This is a genomic window from Anabaenopsis tanganyikae CS-531 (genome assembly GCF_029891675.1).
GTDB lineage: Bacteria > Cyanobacteriota > Cyanobacteriia > Cyanobacteriales > Nostocaceae > Anabaenopsis > Anabaenopsis arnoldii.
Map to the genome: position 1 here is coordinate 1 of NZ_JANQDF010000100.1, position 24,039 is coordinate 24,039.

At 42.5% G+C, this 24,039-nt stretch carries 18 protein-coding genes, 1 other RNA gene and 2 pseudogenes; 14 read left to right on the forward strand and 7 right to left on the reverse strand.

Annotated features, from left to right (window positions below; genetic code table 11):
• The 6 genes and pseudogenes from NWP22_RS10260 to NWP22_RS10285 form a co-directional block, all read left to right on the forward strand.
• Positions 1-184 (forward strand): annotated as a pseudogene (locus NWP22_RS10260) (RNA-guided endonuclease TnpB family protein); the annotation flags it as partial.
• Positions 185-325: 141 nt separating this feature from the next.
• Positions 326-1,120, forward strand: coding sequence for a PD-(D/E)XK nuclease family protein (locus tag NWP22_RS10265; protein WP_271732641.1), 795 nt, complete (start codon positions 326-328; stop codon positions 1,118-1,120).
• A gap of 19 nt (positions 1,121-1,139) precedes the next feature.
• Positions 1,140-1,769, forward strand: coding sequence for a GNAT family N-acetyltransferase (locus NWP22_RS10270; RefSeq protein ID WP_271732640.1), 630 nt, complete (start codon positions 1,140-1,142; stop codon positions 1,767-1,769).
• 128 nt (positions 1,770-1,897) lie between these two features.
• Entirely contained in the window at positions 1,898-4,207 is a 2,310-nt protein-coding gene (gene recJ / locus NWP22_RS10275) for a single-stranded-DNA-specific exonuclease RecJ (RefSeq protein ID WP_280801841.1), read from the forward strand.
• 269 nt (positions 4,208-4,476) lie between these two features.
• Entirely contained in the window at positions 4,477-5,805 is a 1,329-nt protein-coding gene (gene ctpB / locus NWP22_RS10280; protein ID WP_271732636.1) for a carboxyl-terminal processing protease CtpB, read from the forward strand.
• A 394-nt stretch (positions 5,806-6,199) separates the two neighbouring features.
• Positions 6,200-6,895: a response regulator transcription factor gene (locus NWP22_RS10285; RefSeq protein WP_271732634.1), complete on the forward strand. Its 696-nt coding sequence runs from the start codon at positions 6,200-6,202 to the stop codon at positions 6,893-6,895.
• A 308-nt stretch (positions 6,896-7,203) separates the two neighbouring features.
• Here NWP22_RS10285 and NWP22_RS10290 read toward each other — a convergent pair whose 3' ends face one another.
• Positions 7,204-7,497 (reverse strand): Npun_R1517 family heterocyst differentiation transcriptional regulator, encoded by a 294-nt coding sequence (locus tag NWP22_RS10290; RefSeq protein WP_200987166.1) that lies wholly within the window; start codon positions 7,495-7,497, stop codon positions 7,204-7,206.
• A gap of 735 nt (positions 7,498-8,232) precedes the next feature.
• Here NWP22_RS10290 and ndhM point away from each other — a divergent pair.
• Both ndhM and ssrA read left to right on the forward strand, forming a co-directional pair.
• Complete coding sequence (gene ndhM / locus NWP22_RS10295) at positions 8,233-8,592, forward strand: NAD(P)H-quinone oxidoreductase subunit M (protein ID WP_271732631.1); 360 nt, start codon at positions 8,233-8,235, stop codon at positions 8,590-8,592.
• A gap of 141 nt (positions 8,593-8,733) precedes the next feature.
• Positions 8,734-9,126, forward strand: a transfer-messenger RNA (tmRNA) gene (ssrA, locus tag NWP22_RS10300).
• Between the two features lie 64 nt (positions 9,127-9,190).
• Here the strand turns inward: ssrA and NWP22_RS10305 are convergent.
• Entirely contained in the window at positions 9,191-10,723 is a 1,533-nt protein-coding gene (locus NWP22_RS10305; RefSeq protein WP_271732630.1) for a serine/threonine-protein kinase, read from the reverse strand.
• A 206-nt stretch (positions 10,724-10,929) separates the two neighbouring features.
• Positions 10,930-12,252 (reverse strand): annotated as a pseudogene (locus NWP22_RS10310) (BamA/TamA family outer membrane protein); the annotation flags it as partial.
• A gap of 273 nt (positions 12,253-12,525) precedes the next feature.
• On the opposite strand from NWP22_RS10310, the gene NWP22_RS10315 reads away from it, so the two are divergent.
• Complete coding sequence (locus NWP22_RS10315; RefSeq protein ID WP_271732629.1) at positions 12,526-13,866, forward strand: lipid-A-disaccharide synthase-related protein; 1,341 nt, start codon at positions 12,526-12,528, stop codon at positions 13,864-13,866.
• 147 nt (positions 13,867-14,013) lie between these two features.
• On the opposite strand, the gene NWP22_RS10320 is transcribed toward NWP22_RS10315, so the two are convergent.
• On the reverse strand, positions 14,014-14,736 hold the full coding sequence (locus NWP22_RS10320) for a response regulator transcription factor (protein ID WP_271732628.1): 723 nt from the start codon (positions 14,734-14,736) through the stop codon (positions 14,014-14,016).
• A gap of 589 nt (positions 14,737-15,325) precedes the next feature.
• Between NWP22_RS10320 and NWP22_RS10325 the strand changes: the two genes are divergently transcribed.
• The 3 genes from NWP22_RS10325 (at position 15,326) to NWP22_RS10335 (ending at position 18,455) form a co-directional block, all read left to right on the forward strand.
• A complete protein-coding gene (locus tag NWP22_RS10325; protein ID WP_271732627.1) occupies positions 15,326-15,463 on the forward strand; it encodes a hypothetical protein in 138 nt (45 codons plus the stop codon).
• Between the two features lie 493 nt (positions 15,464-15,956).
• Positions 15,957-17,291 (forward strand): ATP-binding response regulator, encoded by a 1,335-nt coding sequence (locus NWP22_RS10330; RefSeq protein WP_271732625.1) that lies wholly within the window; start codon positions 15,957-15,959, stop codon positions 17,289-17,291.
• A gap of 27 nt (positions 17,292-17,318) precedes the next feature.
• Positions 17,319-18,455, forward strand: coding sequence for a hybrid sensor histidine kinase/response regulator (locus NWP22_RS10335; RefSeq protein ID WP_271732623.1), 1,137 nt, complete (start codon positions 17,319-17,321; stop codon positions 18,453-18,455).
• A 7-nt stretch (positions 18,456-18,462) separates the two neighbouring features.
• On the opposite strand, the gene NWP22_RS10340 is transcribed toward NWP22_RS10335, so the two are convergent.
• A complete protein-coding gene (locus NWP22_RS10340; RefSeq protein ID WP_271732622.1) occupies positions 18,463-18,915 on the reverse strand; it encodes a response regulator in 453 nt (150 codons plus the stop codon).
• Positions 18,916-19,274: 359 nt separating this feature from the next.
• The gene (locus NWP22_RS10345) at positions 19,275-20,696 is read right to left on the reverse strand and encodes an NADP-dependent isocitrate dehydrogenase (RefSeq protein ID WP_280792690.1); all 1,422 of its coding nucleotides are present in this window, start codon (positions 20,694-20,696) and stop codon (positions 19,275-19,277) included.
• Between the two features lie 328 nt (positions 20,697-21,024).
• Here NWP22_RS10345 and NWP22_RS10350 point away from each other — a divergent pair, with 328 nt between their 5' ends.
• Positions 21,025-21,750, forward strand: coding sequence for a GUN4 domain-containing protein (locus tag NWP22_RS10350; protein ID WP_280801842.1), 726 nt, complete (start codon positions 21,025-21,027; stop codon positions 21,748-21,750).
• Between the two features lie 186 nt (positions 21,751-21,936).
• Positions 21,937-23,076 carry an ABC transporter ATP-binding protein gene (locus NWP22_RS10355; RefSeq protein ID WP_271732619.1) on the forward strand — a complete coding sequence of 380 codons (1,140 nt, stop codon included), beginning with the start codon at positions 21,937-21,939 and terminating at the stop codon, positions 23,074-23,076.
• On the opposite strand, the gene NWP22_RS10360 is transcribed toward NWP22_RS10355, so the two are convergent.
• Complete coding sequence (locus tag NWP22_RS10360; RefSeq protein ID WP_280801843.1) at positions 23,077-23,871, reverse strand: hypothetical protein; 795 nt, start codon at positions 23,869-23,871, stop codon at positions 23,077-23,079. It abuts the gene before it with no gap.
• Between the last annotated feature and the right edge of the window lie 168 nt (positions 23,872-24,039).

Consider the following 24,039-nt stretch of genomic DNA (forward strand, 5'->3'; position numbering starts at 1 on the left):
TGTATTTAGTGGTAGAAGAGTAGCTCGTGGGTTGTATAAAGCTTCCAATGGAAGGTTAATAAACGCTGATTTAAATGGGGCGTACAACATATTAAGAAAAGCAGTCCTGAACGCTTTTGCAGACGGGATAGAGGGGTTAGGAGTAACTCGAATCAGGTTTACCCCTGGTAAAGTGACTTTGTAGATTTGTCTATAATTTCACAAACTCTTCGTGTTTTAATAAAGCCTTTTTCAGTCTCATGAAGTACACACCAATTCCGGTGTTCCCTGTTCCCTCAAACTAAAAAAATTTGTACCTCACGAGCATGGGAAATGCTATAAAAGAATGTCGTCAGAAACAACTCCACTATTACACCTATCCCAAGCACATCTCAACTTACTAGAAACTTGTCCGCGTAAATTCCAACAAGTTTACTTAGAAAAACTTCACTCTCCCTCCAGTCCCGAACATCAGGAACACCAAGTTTTGGGTAGTCGCTTTCACCTGCTAATGCAACAGCGAGAAATGGGTTTACCGATTGCTGGGTTCCTCCAAGCAGATACTCGACTGGAAAGCTGGATATCAGGTTTGACCAATGTAGCACCAGAACTTTTAACACCCACCGTACCCCTAAGCTTCCGTGAAGGCGAACATTATCGCACGCTGCAAATTCAAAACTACTTACTCACGGTTATTTATGATCTACTGATCGCAGACGCTGACAAAGCGCACATTATCGACTGGAAAACCCATCCTCAACCACCAAATAAACGCAAGTTAGAACAGAATTGGCAAACACGTCTCTATTTATATGTTTTGGCTGAAACAAGCGCCTATTTACCCCAAAATATTTCTATGACTTACTGGTTTGTCCAGTCGGAAGGTGAACCGCAAAATATTCAATTTAATTACGACAATCTCCAGCATCAGCGCACAGCCGAAAAACTTGCTCAACTGTTAAATAAATTAACCCGTTGGCTGGAAGGTTACCAGAGAAACAGGCCATTTCCACAAGTACCGGAAAATAGTAAAACCTGTAATTATTGTCATTTTGCCATACTTTGCCAACGGACACAAGCCGGGGGAGAACATCAACAGAATTTACCAAATCTTGCCAATATTCAAGAAGTAACCCTATGAATTATAGGGAGATTGTAATATGAAAAGTTTTGATGAAACTGATTTGATTTATGTTCGTGAATTAGGTATTGATGATATTTCCCCTGTTTACCACCTGGGAGAACAGTTATTTACTAGCGATTTATATCCTTATTTATATCGCACCTGGGACGAATGGGAGGTAATTGGACTTTACAATACAGACCCAGAATATTGTCTAGTTGCGGAAACAGATGGGGAGTTAGCGGGGTTTATTCTGGGAACTATTATTACTAAAGCTTCCTGGACTTATGGTTATATACTATGGTTAGCTGTGAATCCAAAATTTCAGCGTCGGGGTGTAGCAGATAAGTTAGTTGATCATGTTATCTCCAGGATGATTGAAGATGGGGCGCGTTTCATGCTGGTAGATACAGACCCTACTAATAATCCGGCTGTCAAGTTTTTTAACCGTAAAGGATTTGGCAATATCCGCCAGCATATTTTCTTGTCGATGAATTTAAGCAAGCATGAACATTATGGCAGACTCATTGATTATGAACATCAAAAGGCGGAAAGAGCCGGTTACAGGCGCACTCGTCCTGCAATTCGCGCTGGTAAACCTGATGGACTTGTGAATAAGGTGATCTGCAATCCTCTGGTCAATGAGGCTCTGAGCAATGATGAATGAATATCTCTAAATCATAAGAATTAATCAACTAGATATTAACACAGATCAACCCGATGTTGTGAATTTAGTTTACATGATTGTAAGTTGTTTTCGCTAAGTTATATAATTATCAATTTTTAACTAATTCTATGGAGTGGATTCTTTCAACACCTGAACAACCACCTGAGTGGTTTATCCATATGGTGAAACAGTATACACCAAAATCAAGGGGATTGTATGCAGCACAATTATTATGGCAAAGGGGAATTAAGGACGCTGAAAAATTAGCGGCTTTTGCTGACTATAAGAATTATCACCCTGCTAGTCCTTTGGAGTTTGGGGAAGAAATGCACTTAGCTATGGCTAGGCTGCAACAAGCACTAAATAACAATGATAAAATTGCTATCTGGGGAGATTTTGATGCTGATGGCATTACTGCTACTGCTGTTTTATGGGATGGTTTGGGACAGTTTTTTTCTAAAAATACCCGCTTAATTTATTACATCCCCAATCGCTTCACGGAATCCCACGGACTTAATTATCAGGGAATCGATAATTTACACCGACAAGGTTGTAAGTTAATTGTAACCTGCGATACTGGTAGTACTAATATAGATGAAATTATTTATGCTCAAAGCTTGGGTATAGACATTATAGTTACAGACCATCACACTTTACCTGAAGAGCGCCCACCAGTGACGGCAATTATTAACCCCCGGTATTTACCAAGTCAACATCAGTTATTTCATCTGTCCGGGGTGGCGGTAGCTTTTAAGTTGGTAGAAGCACTATACCAAAGTTTACCTGATGTTCCCAAAGAGCCATTAACGGATTTATGGGATTTGGTTGCTGTAGGATTAATTGCGGATTTGGTGCAGCTGAGTGGAGATTGTCGCTATTTAGCACAATTAGGTATTCAAAGATTACAGGCAGACTTCCAACAACCACCGACAGTACGACGACGGCCAGGTATAGGGCGATTATTAGAATTATGCCAGAAAAATGGCGATCGCCCGACAGATATTTCTTTCGGTCTGGGTCCACGGATTAATGCTGTTAGTCGCATTCAGGGCGATGCTAGTTTGTGCGTAGAGTTATTAACTAGTCGTGATCTTGAATATTGTGATCAATTAGCCGAAGTGGCGGAACTAGCTAATACCCGTCGCAAGTCCTTACAGAAAGATGTACAAGCCCAAGTATTACAAAAACTCTCTGAGATAGACTTATCAACCACCAGTGTGATTGTGTTGGAAGATAGCCAATGGCCAACGGGAGTATTGGGTTTGGTTGCGGGACAAGTAGCCCAAGAAACAGGCCGTCCCACAATTTTATTAAGTACACAGATCCTCGGTGAAGCAACAAAAGGACTCTCATTAGCCCGTGGTTCTGCCCGTTCAGTGAATTCTGTTGATTTATACCAGTTAGTCAAAAAGCAAGCACATTTGTTACAGAGATTTGGAGGTCATCCCTTTGCTGCTGGGTTGAGTTTATTACCGGAGAATATTCCTTTATTCACGGAGGCAATTAATCAACAGCTGCGACAATCTTTAGGGGGAAAAACTCTTACACCTAGTGTGGAAGCGGATTTGATGGTAACTGTGGCTGATTTAGGCAAAGAGTTATTTGGGGAGCTTAAATTACTAGAACCCTGTGGGATGGGAAACCCTGTACCAACACTTTTAATTAAAAATTGCTGGTTTGAAAATGCTTGGCATCGTAATCAGGAGGATTGCAGAGGAAAAAAGGTACAGTACATTAAGACTGATTTTAATATTCGGGATGAGTCCACTAAAACCACGTTTCCTGGTGTTTGGTGGGGACACTATCAAGATGAGTTACCGCCAGATAGGTGTGATTGTATTGCTGAACTCGACTACAACACTTTTAAAAAACGTTATGAAATCAGATTAATTGCTGTGCGTCCTGCGGCTAACTCGGTGATTTGTGGTGTTAATACTGAGGGAATAATAGATTTACGTAATCAGGAATACTCGATTTTGAATAATCAGGATTCACCACATCTAATTAGAGATTGTCCTTGTCAGTGGGAAGATTTACGTGTATGCTTAAAGCAATCGCTCTCTCATCATCAACAATTAGCGATCGCCTGGTCGAAACCCCTGCATCAACCACCCGAGGAAATTTGGCTAACGTTGGTTGGGATTGCTAAATATCTCAGTCGGACAAATCAACCAGTCACCCACCCCCAACTTTTAGAAAAACTTGGTGTCCATGACCAGACCTTATTATTGGGACTCGAAGCTTTAGAGTGTTTGGGGTTCAGAGTGACTACACAAGACACTCAGGTGCAAATCAGTTGGAATCCCTTCACCCACTCAGAAATTATGAACGACGCATCTGTAGAAAGATTTTTAGCCGCTATCAGGGAAGAACAATTTCAGCAAAGTTATTTTGCGGAGGTTCCTCTGTCTACAATTATGAGGATTTACCGGCGCTAAAGAGCCTGGGTGATTGACACTTGACCCAGAGGGATTTTTGATGCGGGTATTTTTTTGTATAAACTGATACTATTGTGTAGTTAAGGTCGGTAATCATTGCTTCCTTAAATAATCTCGAAAAAACCTATAATCCCCTGAGGAAAGTGCTATATTCTTAAAGAAGAATATAGAGTGTAAAGGTGAGATCCATAAAAGAATAAAGAGTGAAAAGCGTTTCAAGAGTCTGATTGCTAAAGTGTAAATAAAACAACTATATTCCACTGATATACATGAACCAATCTGCGAAAGGTTACTCACCACTCCAATTAGTCTTGATTGGGGGAGCGATCGCCACAACTACCACTGTTTCAGTATTTGGCTCTGGTTGGACTCGCTGCGTTCTGGCGGCCTTTGAAGATAGTCCGAAAGCGTTAGTTGACCAGGTATGGCAATTGGTAAATCGTGAGTATGTTGATGGCAGTTTTAATCAACAAGATTGGCTAGCGACTAGGCAGAGCTTGTTAAGCAAAGAGTATTCTTCTCATGAACAAGCTTATGTGGCAATTCGCGAAGCTTTACAACAACTGGGTGATCCTTACACACGGTTTATGGATCCCCAACAATATCAATCTCTCGCCAGGCAAACATCAGGGGAAGTCTCTGGGATTGGGATTCGCATGGAAGTGAATCAGCAAACTCGCCGCCTTACGGTTGTAGAGGCGATCGCCAACTCGCCGGCGTTCAAAGCAGGGATCAAAGCAGGGGATGAGATTTTGGCAATTGATGGCCAAACTACTGATAAAATTGGAGTAGAAAAGGCATCTGAGTTAATTCGTGGTCAAGTTGGTGCTCCCATAACCCTGCGATTAGGAAGAATAGGGCGCGGTGCTTTTGATTTACAGCTCAGACGAGCCACAATTGAAGTGCCTACGGTGCATTATACTCTCCAACAAGAAGGTAATCGCCGCATTGGCTATATCCGCCTGCGAGAGTTTGGTGGCCATACATCGGACCAAATGCGTCGAGCCATTCGAGATTTAAACAGTCAAAACGCGGATGCTTTTGTCTTAGATTTGCGCGGAAATCCTGGCGGTCTGTTAAATTCCAGCATTGAAATTGCCCGGATGTGGTTGGATAATGGCGGGATTGTCCGCACGGTCAACCGTGCGGGGGGGAGTGAGCTAACTCACGCGAATCGCACCGCCCTCACTCGGCGACCTTTGGCAATATTAGTAGATGGTAATTCGGCTAGTGCTAGTGAAATCCTGACGGGGGCGCTCAAGGATAATAACCGGGCTGTAGTTATTGGTAGTCAAACTTTTGGCAAAGCAATGGTGCAATCTGTTCATGAACTGGTAGATGGGTCAGGTCTGGCGGTGACCATTGCCCACTATTACACCCCCAAAGGTACAGATATTAATAAAAAGGGAATTGTCCCAGATATTAAGATAAATTTGACAGCAGCACAACAGCGTCAGCTGGCTAGCAATCCGGATTTATTTGGGACTCGCAATGATCCCCAATATGCTGGGGCGATCGCGGCACTTTCGGGCGAGAACTTCGCTCAACCTCCAGCCCCCCAAACTAACCAACCTGTCGGTTCGAGTATGAGAAATTGAAAATTTTAGCCCCGGATTATGTGTATGGGGAGTAGTAGCATCTTACCCAATACCTACCAAATTTCGCTAAATTGGAAAGAGCAAGTCCTAAGTTGACAATTTTATAGACAAAACTATACTTGTATTGACAAAAATCAATATATTTTTAGTAAAAAATCAACTACTTGATATATAATAAGGTGATATCAAGTATTGAATTGAGACTATTGCCGACGCGAAAACCAAGCAATGATGGTGGTAGTATTTTTCAGAAACTTAATTGGAACACAATCGCGTCTGGCTAAGGCGTGAAAGTCTACACCGGGGATAACTGCTCCCATGCTCCCGTTGAAGTAGAAAGTAAAGTCTAGTTTTGTCTAGGTTTTATATAGCAGGTCAACACAGGGAAACTGAAATGTCAGCACAATTGTTACTGGTCGATGATGAACCAGGATTACGGGAAGCTGTGAAAGACTACTTAGAAGAAAGTGGTTTTAGCGTTCAAGTTGCCAGTAACGCCCGTGAGGGGTGGGATTTGATGCAGCATAATATACCTGATTTAGTGATTTCTGATGTGATGATGCCCCTGGTGGATGGCTATCAGTTCCTTAGACAACTGCGGGAAGACCCGCGGTTTCAAACAGTCCCAGTTGTATTTTTAACTGCTAAAGGGATGACAGGCGATCGCATTCAGGGCTACCAAGCGGGTGTTGATGCCTACCTACCCAAGCCCTTCGACCCGGATGAGTTAGTGGCGATAGTCGAGAACTTACTGTCGCGTCGAGCTACTAAGACTACGACCGCCGGTGAAGAGAGGGAAGCCATTGATATTGCTGAACTCGCTCATCAGATTGCTCAAATTAAGGCTTTGTTAACTCAAAGAACTGCCATCTCTCAGTCCCCAGTCCCTTTTAAAATTGATTTAACTCCCAGAGAACAAAGTGTTTTAAATCTGGTAGCTGAAGGGTTGATGAACAAAGAAATAGCTCGACGTTTAGAAACCAGTGTCCGTAATGTTGAAAAATACGTCAGTCGTTTGTTTAGTAAAACTGGTACCAATAGCCGCACTGAGTTAGTTCGCTTTGCATTAGAACACGGTCTGGCTCAATAGAAATTCCACTGGCGATTGGGGATGTAGGCTAGTATTTTGACTTCACACTAGCCCCTAGATTGAGAGTCCCCACATCAATACGCTTTTTGTGATCAAAATCGAAGCACAACCCTGGTTAAAGCACTTGTACTGACAACTCCATTGTTTTCGTAGTGCAAACGGTAATATTTATGATGTTGTAGATGCTATTTTCGGCTTCTCAAAGACTAGAGTAAACTTTAGCTTGTGCCCATGGAATAAAGTTATACAAGCTAAATATCTATGCTCAACCGGTGATTTTGCAATTACTCAATTACAGCCGAAGATTTTTAGCCTTCAGAGTATTGACTATTATCAACCGCATTACGTAAACGCATCAACTGGCGGCGCATTTGTGGTGAGGCTTTGAACTCAGACACTTCCTGCGCTTTAACAGATGCTTGCAGCATCTCCAGAAACTCATCTGAGCCTTCTGTCAATGCATCCAGCAATACCTGTAAGAGTTGCTCGCGATCGCCTAATAGACTTTTTTCTTCAATCAACCGGAACTTGAGATGAATTTCGCACTCATAAACGCCTACTTCGATATTATTTATCTGGCGTGGTAATGCTTTCGAGTTCATAATTTTGAGGATTAGGTTACTGGGTGGTCATGAGGGTGAGGAATTATATCCCCTTCCACAATTCTTTATATTTTTTTTGTATCCATAATGCTGGAGTTAAAAGCCTTTCTCCAATCCACAACCGTTGTATTTTATATTCACTCTCCTGTGTTTTTTCTAGACACACTGCCAGGGATAAGTCGTAATCTTCCTGACCTAAATGTGCTTTTGTTTAAACCATAACTATTATTCAGTTTTTGATCTCTTATACAATAAAGTTTCTGTAAGAACTTATTCAAGCTTTTTCAAACTTTTTACATTAACTTCATTTTTCCTAGAAAAATAGTTGTAGTTTTTACAGTTTTTTTAGTATTTTTACCGAAAATAAATACCGGTTTTATGGGTTTTTCTTAAAGATAGAGCTAGTTGTACTATGATTACCTGGAATTAGTTCATGTACGTTTTATTCACCTGAAAATTCCGGAAAAGATTCAACGAATGACACAGGGTGGGTTAGTTCACACATATTAAGAACATCCATGCAACAACAAGCTATCTTTACCCAGCCATGAATTAGCCGGTATTTCAGCCCAGACATGAGTCTATAATGATGGATAGGAGGGTGGTTGATTAATATCCCCGTTCATGGTCAGTGATATCTGTGAACCTGCCCTACCGCTTAAACCAACAATCCCCCTGTATTTGATGCCGGGGACTTTCAATTCAGTGTAATCAAACCCAACCTTACACCTTGCTATGGACAATCCGATGCTGCTCAAGTCCACAACCCGGCACATCCGAATTTTTGCCGCAGAAATTGATCGGGATGGCGAACTGGTTCCTAGTAATCAGGTCTTGACCTTAGATATTGACCCAGATAACGAATTCAACTGGAACGAAGATACTCTACAAAAGGTTTATCGCCAGTTTGATCAACTGGTGGAAGCTTCCAGCGGTCAAGATTTAACTGATTATAACTTACGTCGCATTGGCTCAGACTTGGAGCATTATCTGCGATCGCTCCTACAAAAAGGTGAAATCAGCTATAATCTTTCTGCTCGCGTCACCAACTACAGTATGGGGCTCCCTCAAGTTGCCACTCAGGAAAATCAGTAGAGATGTTTAACTGCTGCTGGGGGATGGTCATACTACGCCCCCAGAACCTCCGCCATCAAAGCATCTCAAAATTTGCGGAAAAATTTTTCCCTCTCAACACATTTCCCCAACGGCGTATTATAATTAAAGTATAAAGCTCATGGGTCCGTAACGGTTTCGACAGGTTGGCGAAAGCTACTCTGTGATTCAGGTCGAGAGTGAGTCTCCTCTCGCAAATCAAAGGCTCAAAACAAAAGTAAATGCGAATAACATCGTTAAATTTGCTCGTAAGCCTGCTCCAGTAGCAGTTGCCTAATAACCTCTTACAGGTTCGAGCGTCTCTGGTTTGACTCCGTTAAGGACTAGAGACCAACCCCCAACGGACGCTCTAACAAGTGTTCTCTGGTTGGCTTGTTAGCTAAGACTTAATCAGAGCATCCTACGTTCGGGATAATGAACGATTCCCGCCTTGAGGGTCAGAAAGGCTAAACCTGTGAATGAGCGGGGGGTCAATACCCAATTTGGACAGCAGTTCGACTCTGCTCGGATCCACTAAAAACCAAACACAAGTCCACCAAACCCTGAGATGTTTAGGTGGATTTTTGGTTTCTATAGATAATTAATTCGGCTGGTTTTCCCAAGTTGGGACTTCCACAGGCGGAGGAGTTGACCGTTGAGTTTCCACTGGCGGTGTGGGGATATTGATGGTGGGATTGGATGGACTCACGGGGGGGGGTGATGCCATATCTTTACCTATAGTCGGTAAAGTATTATCCTGGGAACCCTTTTGCTGTGAAGCCTCACGATCATCACGGATTTTTCGTAATCTCTCCACTAATGGTGGTGTGGGAGTAGTGCTAGGTGTGACTGATGGCTGAGTAGATATGGGTGGGGGCGCACTTTCGGTGGAAGTGGTGTTACTGGTATTTGGAATTTGCTTCTGAACCAGGGGAACATCATCCTGGACTGTTCTACGAGTTCTCACGGGTACAGAGCGACGCGGTAAGGAAACAGGGGGATTTGCTCTCCTGTTAATCTGTTCTTTTTCCAATGAAGATGGTGCATTACCCAATGGTGTTTTTGGTTCCGGCTCAACTGTGGGCTGTTCAAATAGCTCTGGTGAAGATAACTGTGTGCGAGAATTAGAAAATATCCTAGTAATACCAAAACCTGCTGTGCCTGCAACAAGTGCTACAGTTAGAGCTACCAAGATTCGAGCAGCACCCTGGTTCTCAGAGCTTGATAGCTTTTTTTGCCGTTTGGGGACAACTTTTTGCCGCTGCTGCACAGGTAAGACTACAGTTGGTACTGTCTGAGTTGTCACTGCTCGCTGTGCATTCATGCTGTATACTGGTAATAATTGCAACCATTCTGCAACGGTTGCCGGACGAAATTGAGGTTCTACGGCCATACCACGCATGACGGCTTCATTCACTGCCGCACTCAGGTGCGGTTGCAGTTCGCGAGGAGATGACATTTTTTCGCGATCGCGTAACAATACTGGTAACGGAACCTGTCCTGTCAACAAAGCATACAAAGTTGCGGCTAAACCATAAACATCTGTAGCGGGTGTACGCTGTGCTTGGGTTAAATATTGTTCTAGGGGAGAATAGCCCTCAGAAACCATTCCAGTGTGAGTTTGCCTCACACCATGATTAAATTCCCGAGCAATGCCAAAATCAATCAGCACTACTTCCTGAGTTCCCTCTCGGAGGATAATATTATCTGGCTTGACATCCCGGTGCAGCAAACCATTGTTATGTACCACCTGTAATGCCGAGCCAATTTGACGAATATAATGAATTGCTGTGGCTTCCGGGATGGGTATAGCCGGTAATACAAATGCTTCTCCCAAAGTATAGCCACGAATGTATTCCATCACCATATAAGGTAGTCCAGCTTCCACAAAAAAGTCACTGACGCGGACAATGTGAGGATGGATACAAATAGCCAATCTTCTGGCTTCATCTTGGAATTGGCGCTCAAACTTAGCAAAATCAGGATGTTGACGCAGCCGTTCATTGATAGTTTTGATCACTACCTCCTGACCTAAGTAGTTATGATTAGCCTTAAAGGTAATGCCAAAGCCACCGCGCCCTATTTCCTGAACTAGGGTATATTTACCACCTTGCAAAGTTGTGCCTGCTAACATAGAAAGTGTTGAATCTGAGTGCTGATTAAGCAGATATTGCTGATTCTAGGGTCTTCCGGCAATTCCAAATCGCCAGATGAACACAGATAATTCTGTAACTCATCTCCATGAAAACCGCTATATGTTCAACGGTGGAACTGGAAAACCTCCCGCTTATATTAACACCTTCATCTTTCTCATCATACAGTAGACCTGAGAGGATGCCCTTAAAATCGCTGTCCTATATCTATATGGAGTTTGCCTTCGCCCTGATCATTTATACCATAATCAGCCCGAATTAAGCCCAGAGGTGAGTCAATACGGACTCCAGCGCCATAACCAAAACCATGACCAGGTTTACCCTGCATCCCGCCTGGATCTCCCAATACAGTACTACCAGAGCCTAAGTCGGAGGCAAAATCGGCGAATACTACACCCCCCAATACTGGCACAATGGGGAACCGGTACTCGGCGCTAGCTAATACATAAGTGCGACCACTACCCAAGTCCCCTCGATCATAACCCCGCACCGAATTAGAACCACCCAAGTTAAAACTTTCATATGCTGGTAAAACACCAATTACTGTACCAGCTTGAAAATTCACAGCGAATACTTGTGGCTGTGTAGTATTACTGTTAAAAAACTTGACGGGCATATATTGTGTATAGTTAGCCTTGAAGCGGTTCATGGCAATATTACCTTGACCAAGTGGTAAAGATTGTTCTGTGCTAAGTCTGACTACAGAACCTTGAATAGGATTAAAAACATTATCTCGTTGATCTTGTATGGCCAGAAAGGATACTGTAAACAAATCATCAAGACCAGTACCACTAACGGAGAGGCTATTGCCCCGTGCCTCTGTTGGGGTAATATTACCTTGGCGATCGCGAATACTAGTGCGAGTGTAGTTAAATCCCAAAGTGGTATCCCAATTATCCAGGGGTAGCTGGAAGCTGATACCAGTACCAATCCGGGCTTCCCGCACTCTGTCACCATTGGGTAGTGTCACACCTTTACGAAAAGTTGGGGAAATCTCCCGGCGACGGAAAGCATTAATTTTGTAGCCTAAGCGATTAGGTGCAGTGGCACGATAAGGACTAGTAAACTGAGTATTAAACTGCAAATCATGAAGACTTAGACCCACATTTACACCTAAATTATCATTAATACCGCCAAAATTCCGGTCTTGATAGCTTAAGGTGGCAAATAATCCCACGTCAGAGTTAAAGCTAGCACCTAAATTAATAGTACCGGTGTTAAATTCTTTCAGTTCGTAAACTAAATTAATTGTTTGGCTATCACCTTCGAGGGCAACATTCACAGTTTCAAATAAGCCAGTAAGATATAACCGTTGTATATCTTGGCGCAGAGTATTTTCTTGAAAAATTTGCCCAGACTTGAGTTGTAACTGCTGTCTGAGGAAATCTGGGTGGGTACGTCCGACCACGGGTTTACCCTGACTATCAAGGGTTTGACCATCTTTATTAATAAAGCGAAACTTAATCTCACCTACCAACCCTTGAGCAACATTTACTGTCAGGACACCTTTCCCCTTCGGTGCTGGGGAAGCAATTGTAAGTGATGTAGCTGTTGCTTTCAAGGTAATATTGCTAGCTGCCAAACTAGCTAAAGTTAGAATTGCAGCAGAAGAAACTCGCATAATTAATACTCTAGTCTAATGAACTGGGAGTGAGTTGTAGTCAAATGAATTCATGAGCATATCTTGCCCAAACCAACAGTTAATTTTAATATTTTGTTTTTGACCGGATTATAGTCGGTAAATTTTCTCTGCCAGCAACAATTTCCCATTACCCGTGTTTTTATGAGTAATATCTCCCAATTATCGCCAGATGCAGCTTCTTGTTTTTCTCCTTTCCAGGTACTTGTTTTAAGTAATGGTCACGGGGAAGATATGATTGCTGTGAGAATTTTACAGGAACTCCAACAACAAGAAAACCCCCCAGATATCTTTGCATTACCTTTAGTCGGTGAAGGGCGTGCTTACCAAGAGCTAGGTATCCCCTGTATTGGTTCAGTACGCACTATGCCATCTGGTGGTTTTATTTACATGGATGGCAAGCAGCTGCTCAAAGATGTACGTGGCGGTTTGGTGCAACTTACCCTCAATCAAATTCATGCTGTTCGTGGTTGGGTGGGTTCTCAAAAAAAATTAGGTAACAACAGTGCTATTTTAGCTGTGGGGGATATTGTTCCGCTGTTATTTGCTTTTTTTAGTGGTGGTAATTATGCTTTCGTTGGTACTGCAAAATCAGAGTATTATGTGCGTGATGAAGTAGGACTATTACCCAGGAAATCAAAAGCTGCACGTTGGGAAAACTTTTCGGGTTCGATTTATCATCCTTGGGAACGTTGGTTGATGAGTTGTGGCCGTTGTCAGGCTGTGTTTCCTAGGGATGCGTTAACTACCCAAATATTACAAAATTGGTCAATTCCTGCAATTGATGTGGGTAATCCCATGATGGATGGTCTAACACCAACCTGTATATCGGCTCCTGATGAGCAAGAAATAGCCAGACCATTAGTGATTACTCTCTTACCGGGTTCCCGTCCTCTTGAAGCCTACGCTAACTGGAAAGTGATTATGAGTGCTGTTTGCGCATTAATGGCTAGTTTCTCACAAGCAGATGGGATTTTACATAGTTATAGTTCTATGGTGTTCTTAGGTGCGATCGCTCCTGGTTTAGATCAAACTATTTTATCCCGTACTATTGAGTCTCAAGCTTGGCAAACCCATGGAGAATCTCCTGTCCCCATTGGTGATCCTGATGCTTTGATATTTCGGCAAGGAAACAGTTATTTGGTGTTGACACAACAAGCTTATAATGATTGCTTATATTGGGGAGATTTTGCGATCGCCATGGCTGGTACAGCAACCGAACAATTTGTAGGTTTAGGCAAACCAGCCATCGCCATTCCCGGTGATGGTCCCCAATATAACGCCGCCTTTGCGGAAGCTCAAAGCCGACTTTTAGGAGCATCTCTGTTTTTAGTCGATCATCCCGCACAAGTTCCTGACATGGTAGAATACCTGTGCCAAAATCCTGATAGGTTACAGATGATTGCCTATAACGGAATACGGCGCATGGGTAAACCAGGCGCTGCACGCCGCATTGCTGATTGCTTAAATCAAAAATGGTGCTAGTAAGTAGGTGAACAGAAAAAACCCGAAGTATGTAACGAAGAGTAAAGTGTCCCAAAACCTCTTCTCTGTTCCCCGTTCCCTGTTCCCTGTTCCCTTGTCATAACGACAAATTTTAATGCCTACTTACTTAGTAGCAACAATTAATGATTAACCGACCAAACCAGAACGCAGAGCACGTACTGCTGCTTGGGTACGGTCATCAGCACAGAGTTTATTGAGGATGTTACGAACATGAGTTTTAACTGTCCCCACTGTGATGTATAGTTGTTCGGCAATTTGCCCATTGCTGCATCCAGCTACAATCAACTCTAAAATTTCTAGTTCCCGTTGAGTCAGAGGATAGGTTTCTAAAACTTGTTCGTATTCCGTTGGCAGTGCTCCAATTTTAACTGTTTTCTGCTTATCCGTGGCTTGGCTTTCTCCAGGAATGCCTTGGCGCATTTTCCGTAGTACCACATTGGCGATCGCTGGATCAATCCAAGAGTTGCCGCTATAAGTTGCTTGTATTGCCTCAGTTAATTTATTGATGCTAGTCTCTTTCATATAATAAGAATCTGCACCGGCGGCAAAAGCTGCTAGTACGGCATCTTCTGTATGGTCCATTGTTAAAATCAGAATTTTGGTGGCAGTTTGCCCTGTTTCTGTTTGGTAACGTCTAAATTTGCGAGTGAGTTCAATACCATCCATATCAGGTAAGCCAATATCTACCACTGCCACATCTGGTTTAGCGGTTTCCAAAAGTTTCAGTCCTTGAGTGGCATTTGCTGCTTCACCTATTACCCTTAGAGGGCTGTGAGATTGTAATGCAGCTCTGAGTCCCATTCTGGTTAAATCATGATCTTCTATTAAAATAATGCTAATTTCACTCATTGTTATACTCACTGTTGATAATTGGGTCTTCCTAGAAATATGTGCTGATTTTTTTTAGCAGTTTATCTTACTTGATTCCTAACCAAAGGTAGATGAGATTTTTATCTAAAATCATCCTTCGATAGAAATAATAAATTTCCAATTTTTCACCCTATATTCTCTTAAAAATCCAGCTAAAGATATAGGTTAATTTTTCCAATCATTATGAAATATTCCTATGATTTATCATCTATCTGATGTCTCCAGTAGTAGAAACTTCCTGAATACTATTTTAAACCCTTAATAAAATTTTCTAGATATTTATAAATGAAAAACACTCTATGCCAACAAGTTTGTTTAACCATGAACATTATAGCAATTTAGCCAAGGAAAGGATAATGACCCAAAACAAAAGTAGACTAAAGGTAAGGGAGAAAAGGAAATGGGACTGCGGCGAATCAGTACAGCGGAATTTGCCCAAAATCGTTGGTTATACCCTGTGTAGCAGACCCTACCCTAACTGTTGTGTGGGGGTAGCCACAGTTACGCGGTGCTGTAGTCCCAGTATTCATTCCGTCTCAGAGGATGAATTATTACAGAAGCAAGCATAATGACTGAAATCACACGATGGGGTATTGAGGTTTTGAGATCCCGGACTTCTTTGAGCAATTCCAAACTTTTGGGTATGTTGACACCAAGTCCGGGATCTGTGGATGCGATGATTGGCGATCGCCGCACTTTTAGCTAGGGTCAGACTCACAGCCACCGCATGAGTGGAAGTGCGTGGGGTGCACAATACACGATTTTGGTACTTAACTCTCACTAATGACTGAGGACGGGCGTTAGCACACTCATTTAGAATTGTTTTGAGGGTTCAGAAAGTATTTTATGTGACTTTATCTCAATTTGGTCTTCCTGAGGGCGAGTCATAGTCAATGGAGAGCAACTACCGTGGTTGTGATGACCTATCAAACCATATCCAGACATAGTGGAGGTTAAAAAACTACAACGTGAAAATTATTGGCTATATTTTCATTCAAGTCTATGAGCTGTAGTTATCAGGAAAAAGTATGGCAGTACTGAACAAAACATAACAACTATACAACATTTATGAGTAAATTACATCCCTCAAGAGAAATATCTGATTCTTGAGAATTCAAGTATGAAAATTATTTAGTGGGATAGTTTGAAAATAGAGATGCTAGACATCAACCTGTATTTGACAGCGAAAATAAAAACCAATGAAAGAAACGCTGAGAATTTTGGTTGTAGACGATGATGAAGTAGATCGCATGAGAGTACGTCAGGCTTTGACTCAGGCTGGGGTCTGTATGGAAATGTCTGAAGTGAGTAATGGAAGTGACGCACTGGCGGCTTTAAGAACGACTACTTATGATTGTGTTTTTCTCGATTATTGTCTACCAGATCAAGACGTTTTGGTACTTATCCAAAGACTACGCTCTTTAGAAATCACAGTTCCTTTAGTAGTATTTACTACTCACACAGATGAAAAAATCGCTATGGAGTTGATGGAATCTGGCGCTACAGACTATCTCTCTAAGTCTAGGCTATGTTCAGAAACTTTAGCACAGGTTTTACGCTATGCCATTCGCATCCACCGCGCCCAAATGCAAGCAGCTTTAGCAAATCAGCGACTCAGAGAAACTAATGAGCGGCTAATTCGTCAAAATCAAGAAGTAGAAAAACAACGACAACAAATTCAGCTGCAAAACTTCAAGCTGTTGGAAGCATCACGGCTTAAATCGCAGTTTTTGGCAACTATATCTCATGAACTGCGAACTCCAATGAATGCTATTCTTGGGTTTTCCCAAATATTATTGCGCCCAAAGTTCGGTAAGCTCACCAATCAACAAACAGATATGGTGGAGCGAATCTTAAACAATGGTAAGAACTTGCTAATGTTGTTGAATGAAGTTCTGGATTTTTCCCAGCTGGAAGTAGGACAATTAGAGTTAGAGCCGGAATTATTTGATTTAACAAAAACTATCAATATTGTTGTCGCCCAAATGCGTTCTGTGGCTGAAGCCAAAAAACTCTCTTTGGGAGTTGATATTGACATGAAAGACTCTCTGGTATTTAATGACTCCGGGCGTATACGGCAGATTTTAATCAATTTATTATCCAATGCTATTAAATTCACAGATTCCGGTGCTATTTCCCTTGAAGTTAAAGAACTCCCCAACAACCAATTAGCGATCGCTGTACGGGATACAGGGATTGGTATAGCTCCCAGAGATTTTCAACATATTTTTGAAGCTTTCCGACAAGTTGATCAAAGTATGACGCGCAAATATCCTGGTACAGGACTGGGTTTAGCAATTATAGATTCCTTGGTGCAAATGATGGGGGGTCACATTAGTGTGGAAAGTCAATTGGGGGTTGGTTCTATGTTTAGAATTGAAGTACCACGGCAACTATCGTTACCAAGCAAAATCGGTACCCTCCCAGGTTTAAATTTAGATGGTCACGATATTTTGTGCTCTGTTCAAAATCCTAACCATTGTCCGCCCAAATCTCGCAAAGCATCGATGGGTTTTCCCCATCTCAAACTCTAAATTATTGTCATAAACCCTTGATAAACCATGTCTGTTGTGGAAAAGCCTAAAATTGATCGCATTCTCGCTGTTGATGATAGTAAAGATAATCTGATTTTGGTTCAAACCATTCTCGAAAGTGAAGGATATGACATTGACCTAGTTACAGATGGTATTACAGCTTTGCAACGAGTTGAACAATGTCCACCTGATTTGATTTTACTAGATGTAATGATGCCGGGAATAGATGGTTATGAAGTGACTCGGCGAGTTCGCAATCATCCTAACTTGAATGTCAACTATATTCCCATTCTGCTGATCACCGCCTTTCATGAATCCAGTGTAGTGCAAGGCTTAGATGCTGGTGCTGATGATTTCATTCGTAAACCGTTTGATACAGACGAACTTTTGGCTAGAGTGCGATCGCTGCTGCGCCTCAAGCATAGTCTTGACGAACAAAAAAAGATGGCGCGCCAGCGCGAAGATTTTGTTTCACGTCTCACACACGATTTGCGTACTCCTCTAGTAGCTGCAGACCGAATGTTAGATTTATTTCAACAGGAAACGTTCTGCCAAATTTCGCCGGAAATGAAACAGGCGATCGCTGTGATGATTCGCAGCAATCAAAACTTAATGCAGATGGTCAATACCTTATTAGAAGTCTATCGCTTTGAGGCGGGTAAAAAGACTTTAAACGATGTTGAGTGCGATCTTACAGAAATTATTCAAGAAGTCAGTGGGGAACTTACTCCTTTGGCTCTTGAGAAAAACTTGGCTATCAAAATAGATAGGAGTAAGTTAGATCTGCACGAAGAAACGGCGGGTGTAGTCATGGGTGATCCCCTAGAACTGCGACGGGTGTTTAACAACTTAATTGGTAACGCCATCAAGTTTACAGATACAGGAGGTATAGAAGTTTGTATTTGGGAAAAATTAGATAATTCTCAGGGTCAAGATTACGTTGTCGTCGAGGTTACAGATACGGGTTATGGGATTGCGCCCGAAGATCAAGCTACTGTTTTTGAGCGGTTTCGCCAAGGTAAAAACAAAAGGTCTGGTAGTGGGTTAGGTCTCCATCTATCCCGGCGAATTGTAGAAGCACACGGTGGTTCAATTACACTCAAATCTGAACCAGGCCGAGGTAGTATATTCACTGTGACTCTCCCAAAACATAGCAGTCACTAGTGATTGGTCATTGAACACTTTTGAGAGTTGAGCCAAAATTGAGTTGACCACGTAGCTGACGGCGAATTATTGCCTCTAGATCCTCGATCATATAAGGTTTACTGATGTAGTCGTCAAAGCCCGCTGACAGCAGCCGTTCTCGGTCTTCCCGAGCTGCTAAAGCTGTAACTGCGATCACTGGAATTCCCTCAGTTAGAGGTTCTTGTTTGAGTTCATGCACTACATCAGTTCCACTCAGACCTGGTAATAAGATATCTAACATAATCAGGTCTGGTTGATGTTCTTTGGCTACTAATAGGGTCGCTGAACTGTCATTTTGACAAATGAATCTACAGCCGAGGAACTCTAGGGCGTAGCCAATTAGCAGTAGACTGTCATCATGATCTTCCACTACCAAGATTAAAGGCTGCTGAAAGTTTTGCTTGTTTCCGTCACTCATGAATGAATGTGCCAGATACATCTGTTTTCCAGAAGGTTAAATTGGGATTGACCATAGGGTTGCTGAGATAATAACCGAGACATCCCGCAAAGATGATTCTTATCCACGTGATAAACATGGAGAAAAGGAAGCTTCAAGCTATGGGTTGAGTAAGTACTTCTTGATTATACGCAAAACTACAGAATATTTTTATCTGTACAGATAAAAATTATATATTACTTCTGTTTGAAATTTAAATACGTTTATTTACTTAGATTTTGTCTCCTCCCCAGATTCAGCAAGTAGCTAGGTGAAAGTAGAACCCCCCTCCTTGAGGTGGGGGAGTGTAAATTGTGATTCCCCTGTAGGGATATGAGGTTAGGGTGTCGCCAACCTCAGTATTAAACGAAGTGTTGAATTATGGCTTCGGCAAATTCAGAACACTTTAAGGGTTCCACTGGTGGTTCTAGTAACCGGGCTAAATCGTAGGTAACTTGACTGTTAGCGATCGCTTGTCCTAAACCATGCTTAACCAGGTCTGCGGCTTCTTGCCAACCCATGTATTCTAGCATCATCACACCAGAGAGAATCACAGAACCAGGGTTAATTTTATCTAAGCCGGCGTGTTTGGGTGCAGTACCGTGGGTAGCTTCAAACACAGCACAAGCATCGCCAATATTTGCCCCTGGGCCCATACCTAAACCGCCGACAATAGCTGCTGCTGCATCTGACAAATAATCGCCGTTGAGGTTCATGGTCGCCAGAATCGAATACTCATCGGGTCTAGTTTGGATTTGTTGAAAAATACTATCAGCAATCCGGTCATTGACCATGATTTTGTCTTTCCACTGGCCGTTACCGTGGCTATGCCAAATTGAGTTGAGAACCGTTTCAACTTCCTTGACAATTTGCGCTTTCTTGTCTTGAGTTAACGCATCATAGCCGGGGTCAATTTGACGGGCGTTATCTTCTGGGGAAATCTCAGAGTTTTTTTCCTTGTTGCTTAAAATCCAAGATTCCCGTTCGGTGACGCATTGTTGACGAAATTCCGTAGTAGCTAATTCGTAACCCCAATCACGAAAAGCGCCCTCAGTGTATTTCATGATATTACCTTTATGCACCAAAGTCACCTGTTGCTTGTGTTTGGGCAGTTGTAATGCGTGTTTAATGGCACGTCTGACTAAGCGCTGAGAACCGCTTTTACTGATGGGTTTGATGCCAATACCAGCATCGAGGGGAATTTGCTTTTTCCCATGTTCTGGGGTGGCGGGTATGAGTTCTTCATTGAGGATTTTAATCAAGCGATCGCCGATTTCACTGCCCTGTTTCCACTCAATTCCCAAATAAATATCTTCCGTATTTTCGCGATAAACAATCACATCCAGTTTTTCAGGATTTTTGTGAGGTGAAGGTGTACCCGCATAATAACGGCAAGGGCGCACACAGGCATATAAATCAAAAATTTGCCTGAGTGCTACATTGAGAGAACGAATCCCACCGCCCACGGGGGTAGTCAAAGGCCCTTTAATTGCCACACCATACTCTTTAATTGCGGTCAGCGTGTCTTGAGGTAAATACTGGTATGTACCGTATAAATCACAGGCTTCATCACCGGCGTAAACCTTAAACCAACTAATTTGACGTTGACCCTTGTATGCTTGAGCTACCGCCGCATCTAGGACTTTTTGGGTAGCAGGCCAGATATCAATACCCGTGCCATCGCCCCGAATAAAAGGGATAATTGGATTATCAGGCACAATCGGCTCACCATTTTTAAAGGTGATTTTTGTTCCGCTTGTGGGGGGGATAATCTTGTCGTACATACTTCAAACACTCCTGAATAGTAGGCCGCAAGTTGAAAACTCTTTCATGGGGTTTCCTTGGGATTTTGCTGTGTCTTTTGTTCACCAAGTCACGAGGAGCAGATTTTCCCCTGATTCCCCTGTTACAGTATTTAGGGTGAAGCTATGGGATTTAGTGATAGCTTGCGTGGCGTAGCCATAGCAATGGCAATTTTGTACAATTGATTGCCTTGGGCACCGCGCACAGCGCAATCAAAAATAGTAAACTACTTTTCGCTATCAGTACTTCACCTTAGAGAACACCCGATAGCCAATCGCCTTTTCACTGAACGCTCACACGATTAATGGCATGACAGACCCAATGATTTTATCAGGCACTGCTGACATCGACTCCCTCCGACAATCGTTAATCGCTGGGTCTCTTCAAATCCAACAACAGATTATCCCACAGTTGGCTAAGTTGGGTAATGAGGGATTAGATGTGTTGATGGAATTTTTACAGAAGCGACGTGACCACCCAGCGAACTGGATCGATGGCAAAGTTTACCAAGTCCTCTATAACTCTGATGCACCTCAAGTGAAAGAATTTCTGCTTTCCTGTTTTCCTGAAGGAATTGTACCTCTAAAATCAGATCGCCAGATTAATTATAATCCTTTGCAACATTTACTTGCTACTCAAGAGTTCCAAGCCGCCGATCGCATGACGATACAAAAGTTGTGTGAACTCGCAGGACCAATGGCTGTACAAAGAAAATGGTTGTATTTTACCGAAGTGGAAAATGCTCCAATTATTGACTTACAAACCATTAACAACCTTTGGTTAGTCCACTCTGGGGGTAAGTTTGGCTTTTCGGTACAGCGCGAAATCTGGTTAAGTTTAGGGAAAAACTGGGAAAATTTCTGGCCGAAAATCGGCTGGAAAAGCGGTAATACCTGGACGAGATACCCCCACCAGTTTACCTGGGATTTAAGCGCTCCTAGAGGTCATCTACCCCTGTCTAATCAACTGCGGGGAGTGCGGGTCATGGCTTCTTTATTATCTCATCCAGCTTGGTCTAAGAGTAGTAATACATGAATTACGCACATTGTTGAAGCACCCTAAATCCCGGACTTATGTAAACATACCTAAGAGTTGGGAATTGATCACAGAAGTCCGGGATCTGAAAACCTCAATACCCTATCGTGTGACTTCTATTGATGGGAGTTGCAAGTGACTCCCATTCCTTCACAGAAATTCAAAGTTGAAATTTTACATTGAATCATGGCAAAAGTTTATTTACAAGATATTAGGCGTAGATTTAACAACGTCACTGCTATCGAGAACATTACTTTTGAAATCCCTGATGGAGAATTTTGGGTTTTAGTGGGGCCGTCTGGTTGTGGTAAGTCTACAATTTTACGCACCATCGCCGGGTTAGAATCTGCTACATCTGGTAATCTATTTATCGGCGATCGCTTGATGAATAATGTTCCGGCCAGACAGCGTGATATTGCTATGGTGTTCCAAAACTACGCCCTGTATCCCCATATGACTGTGGCGCAAAATATCGCCTTTGGGTTACAAATGCGCAAAGTTGACCCTAAGATTATTCAAGAGCGAGTAGTAAATGTCGCCCAATCTCTGTCTCTGGAACAACTACTAGATCGCAAACCCAAACAACTTTCTGGGGGACAGCAACAACGGGTAGCATTAGGACGGGCGATCGCCCGTGAACCGCAAGTGTTTTTACTAGATGAACCGTTGTCTAATTTAGATGCCCAATTGCGGGATGATACAAGGGCAGAATTAAAGCAGTTACATCAACAATTAGGTATTACTACCATCTACGTCACCCATGATCAAGTTGAGGCCATGACTTTGGCTGATAAAATTGTGGTGCTAGATCGGGGGAGGATTCAACAAATTGGCGATCCTCAAAGTATTTATGCGCTTCCGGCCAACCAAATGGTGGCAACTTTTTTAGGGAATCCCCCCATGAATATTTTGCCTGCTATCTATAAAAATGATGTTTTTGATGTCAGTGGTCAGTTATTACCAGTTCCGTCTGGTGTGAGGGAAAAGGTAGAGTTACGCTCCGGTCAAAGTTTTGATTTGGGGATTCGTCCTGAGCATATTTATATTCAGGAACCACAAACACCTGGAGAACTGACACCGGAGCAGTTGGGAGCGTTGTCTGTCCAGGTGAAGGTGGTGGAACCTTTGGGACGGGAAACTTTGATTCGTGCTAGTTTACCTGGTTCCATGACGGTGATTAATATTCAGACATCTGCTGATGTTCGCCCCCGTCCAGGTGACCAGTTATCTTTACAACTCGATTTAAATCACTTGTTTATATTTGATACTGCAACCGGCGATCGCCTTTGGTATTCCCCAAGGCGCAATCCCATCTTACCCGAATAGTTATAAAGGTTTAAATCCGGTGGCTTTGAGGATTTCCCTGTCCCCTTGCTTGACTATGAGGGTGGAAGAGCCTGTCCCATCCTCCGTAATCGGTGAGGAAACAATGTATCTATAATCTCCATTCACCCAACCCATCAGACATTCACCACGGCGACAGTTAACTGTACCACCCATTAATTTGATACAATTACCTTGGTCATCACATCCTTGATAGGAGAGATTGCCTGTATTATTTACACCTGACCAAGAGTTGCGACCACCAATAGTGATTGTCCATTTACCATTAGTGAAGGTTTCTAATTCACTGGATTGGGGTTCACCTGTTGATGTTTCCTGCAAAATTTCCATTTGGGAAATTATTGATTCTTGACGAGTTTTACCGCAGGGTTCAGCACTTTCACAATCATTTAATGATGCGATTTCATAAGATGCGCGTACTTTCTGATTTAAATATTTGTCTGCTTGGTCGCAAATCTCAAAGGATGCTCCGACATTATGTTCTTTTCCCTGATCATCTACTATGGTGGCGTAGCAGATAATATCGCCGGTGACTAATTCCTTGACTGTAGCGATTGTTGGCTGATTATTGCTGGAAGCTTTATTACTATTGTCTGTGCTTGTATTATCTCCCCCCGTAGATGATGTATCCGCTGTTATCGTTTGATTTTCCGTTATTTCTCCCCTATTGTTTGTAGTATTTGTATTGTTATTGCCAGTATTACTTGGGGAATTGGTACAACTATTAATCAAAATTGATGAAACAATTATTACCAGGGTAGCAATTAACTTATTCATGATACTTTGAATTCAAGTTTTAATAGAAGTAGGACTTACGCAACTGGCACAGGCGATCGCTACGCAGAGCTTGCATCTGTGTGTAGCAATCGCTAAATGAAAGCACATTGGTATTATATAAGTGATGTCAATGGCACGGGGGGATGCCTAGTGCAGTTGATAGTAGAA

Bases quoted from the DNA above. Each gene is read 5' to 3' on its own strand.
- NWP22_RS10265 (WP_271732641.1), top strand. From the start codon at position 326: ATGTCGTCAGAAACAACTCCACTATTACACCTATCCCAAGCACATCTC.
- NWP22_RS10270 (WP_271732640.1), top strand. From the start codon at position 1,140: ATGAAAAGTTTTGATGAAACTGATTTGATTTATGTTCGTGAATTAGGT.
- recJ (WP_280801841.1), top strand. From the start codon at position 1,898: ATGGAGTGGATTCTTTCAACACCTGAACAACCACCTGAGTGGTTTATC.
- ctpB (WP_271732636.1), top strand. From the start codon at position 4,477: ATGAACCAATCTGCGAAAGGTTACTCACCACTCCAATTAGTCTTGATT.
- NWP22_RS10285 (WP_271732634.1), top strand. From the start codon at position 6,200: ATGTCAGCACAATTGTTACTGGTCGATGATGAACCAGGATTACGGGAA.
- NWP22_RS10290 (WP_200987166.1), bottom strand. From the start codon at position 7,497: ATGAACTCGAAAGCATTACCACGCCAGATAAATAATATCGAAGTAGGC.
- ndhM (WP_271732631.1), top strand. From the start codon at position 8,233: ATGGACAATCCGATGCTGCTCAAGTCCACAACCCGGCACATCCGAATT.
- NWP22_RS10305 (WP_271732630.1), bottom strand. From the start codon at position 10,723: ATGTTAGCAGGCACAACTTTGCAAGGTGGTAAATATACCCTAGTTCAG.
- NWP22_RS10315 (WP_271732629.1), top strand. From the start codon at position 12,526: ATGAGTAATATCTCCCAATTATCGCCAGATGCAGCTTCTTGTTTTTCT.
- NWP22_RS10320 (WP_271732628.1), bottom strand. From the start codon at position 14,736: ATGAGTGAAATTAGCATTATTTTAATAGAAGATCATGATTTAACCAGA.
- NWP22_RS10325 (WP_271732627.1), top strand. From the start codon at position 15,326: ATGACTGAAATCACACGATGGGGTATTGAGGTTTTGAGATCCCGGACT.
- NWP22_RS10330 (WP_271732625.1), top strand. From the start codon at position 15,957: ATGAAAGAAACGCTGAGAATTTTGGTTGTAGACGATGATGAAGTAGAT.
- NWP22_RS10335 (WP_271732623.1), top strand. From the start codon at position 17,319: ATGTCTGTTGTGGAAAAGCCTAAAATTGATCGCATTCTCGCTGTTGAT.
- NWP22_RS10340 (WP_271732622.1), bottom strand. From the start codon at position 18,915: ATGTATCTGGCACATTCATTCATGAGTGACGGAAACAAGCAAAACTTT.
- NWP22_RS10345 (WP_280792690.1), bottom strand. From the start codon at position 20,696: ATGTACGACAAGATTATCCCCCCCACAAGCGGAACAAAAATCACCTTT.
- NWP22_RS10350 (WP_280801842.1), top strand. From the start codon at position 21,025: ATGACAGACCCAATGATTTTATCAGGCACTGCTGACATCGACTCCCTC.
- NWP22_RS10355 (WP_271732619.1), top strand. From the start codon at position 21,937: ATGGCAAAAGTTTATTTACAAGATATTAGGCGTAGATTTAACAACGTC.
- NWP22_RS10360 (WP_280801843.1), bottom strand. From the start codon at position 23,871: ATGAATAAGTTAATTGCTACCCTGGTAATAATTGTTTCATCAATTTTG.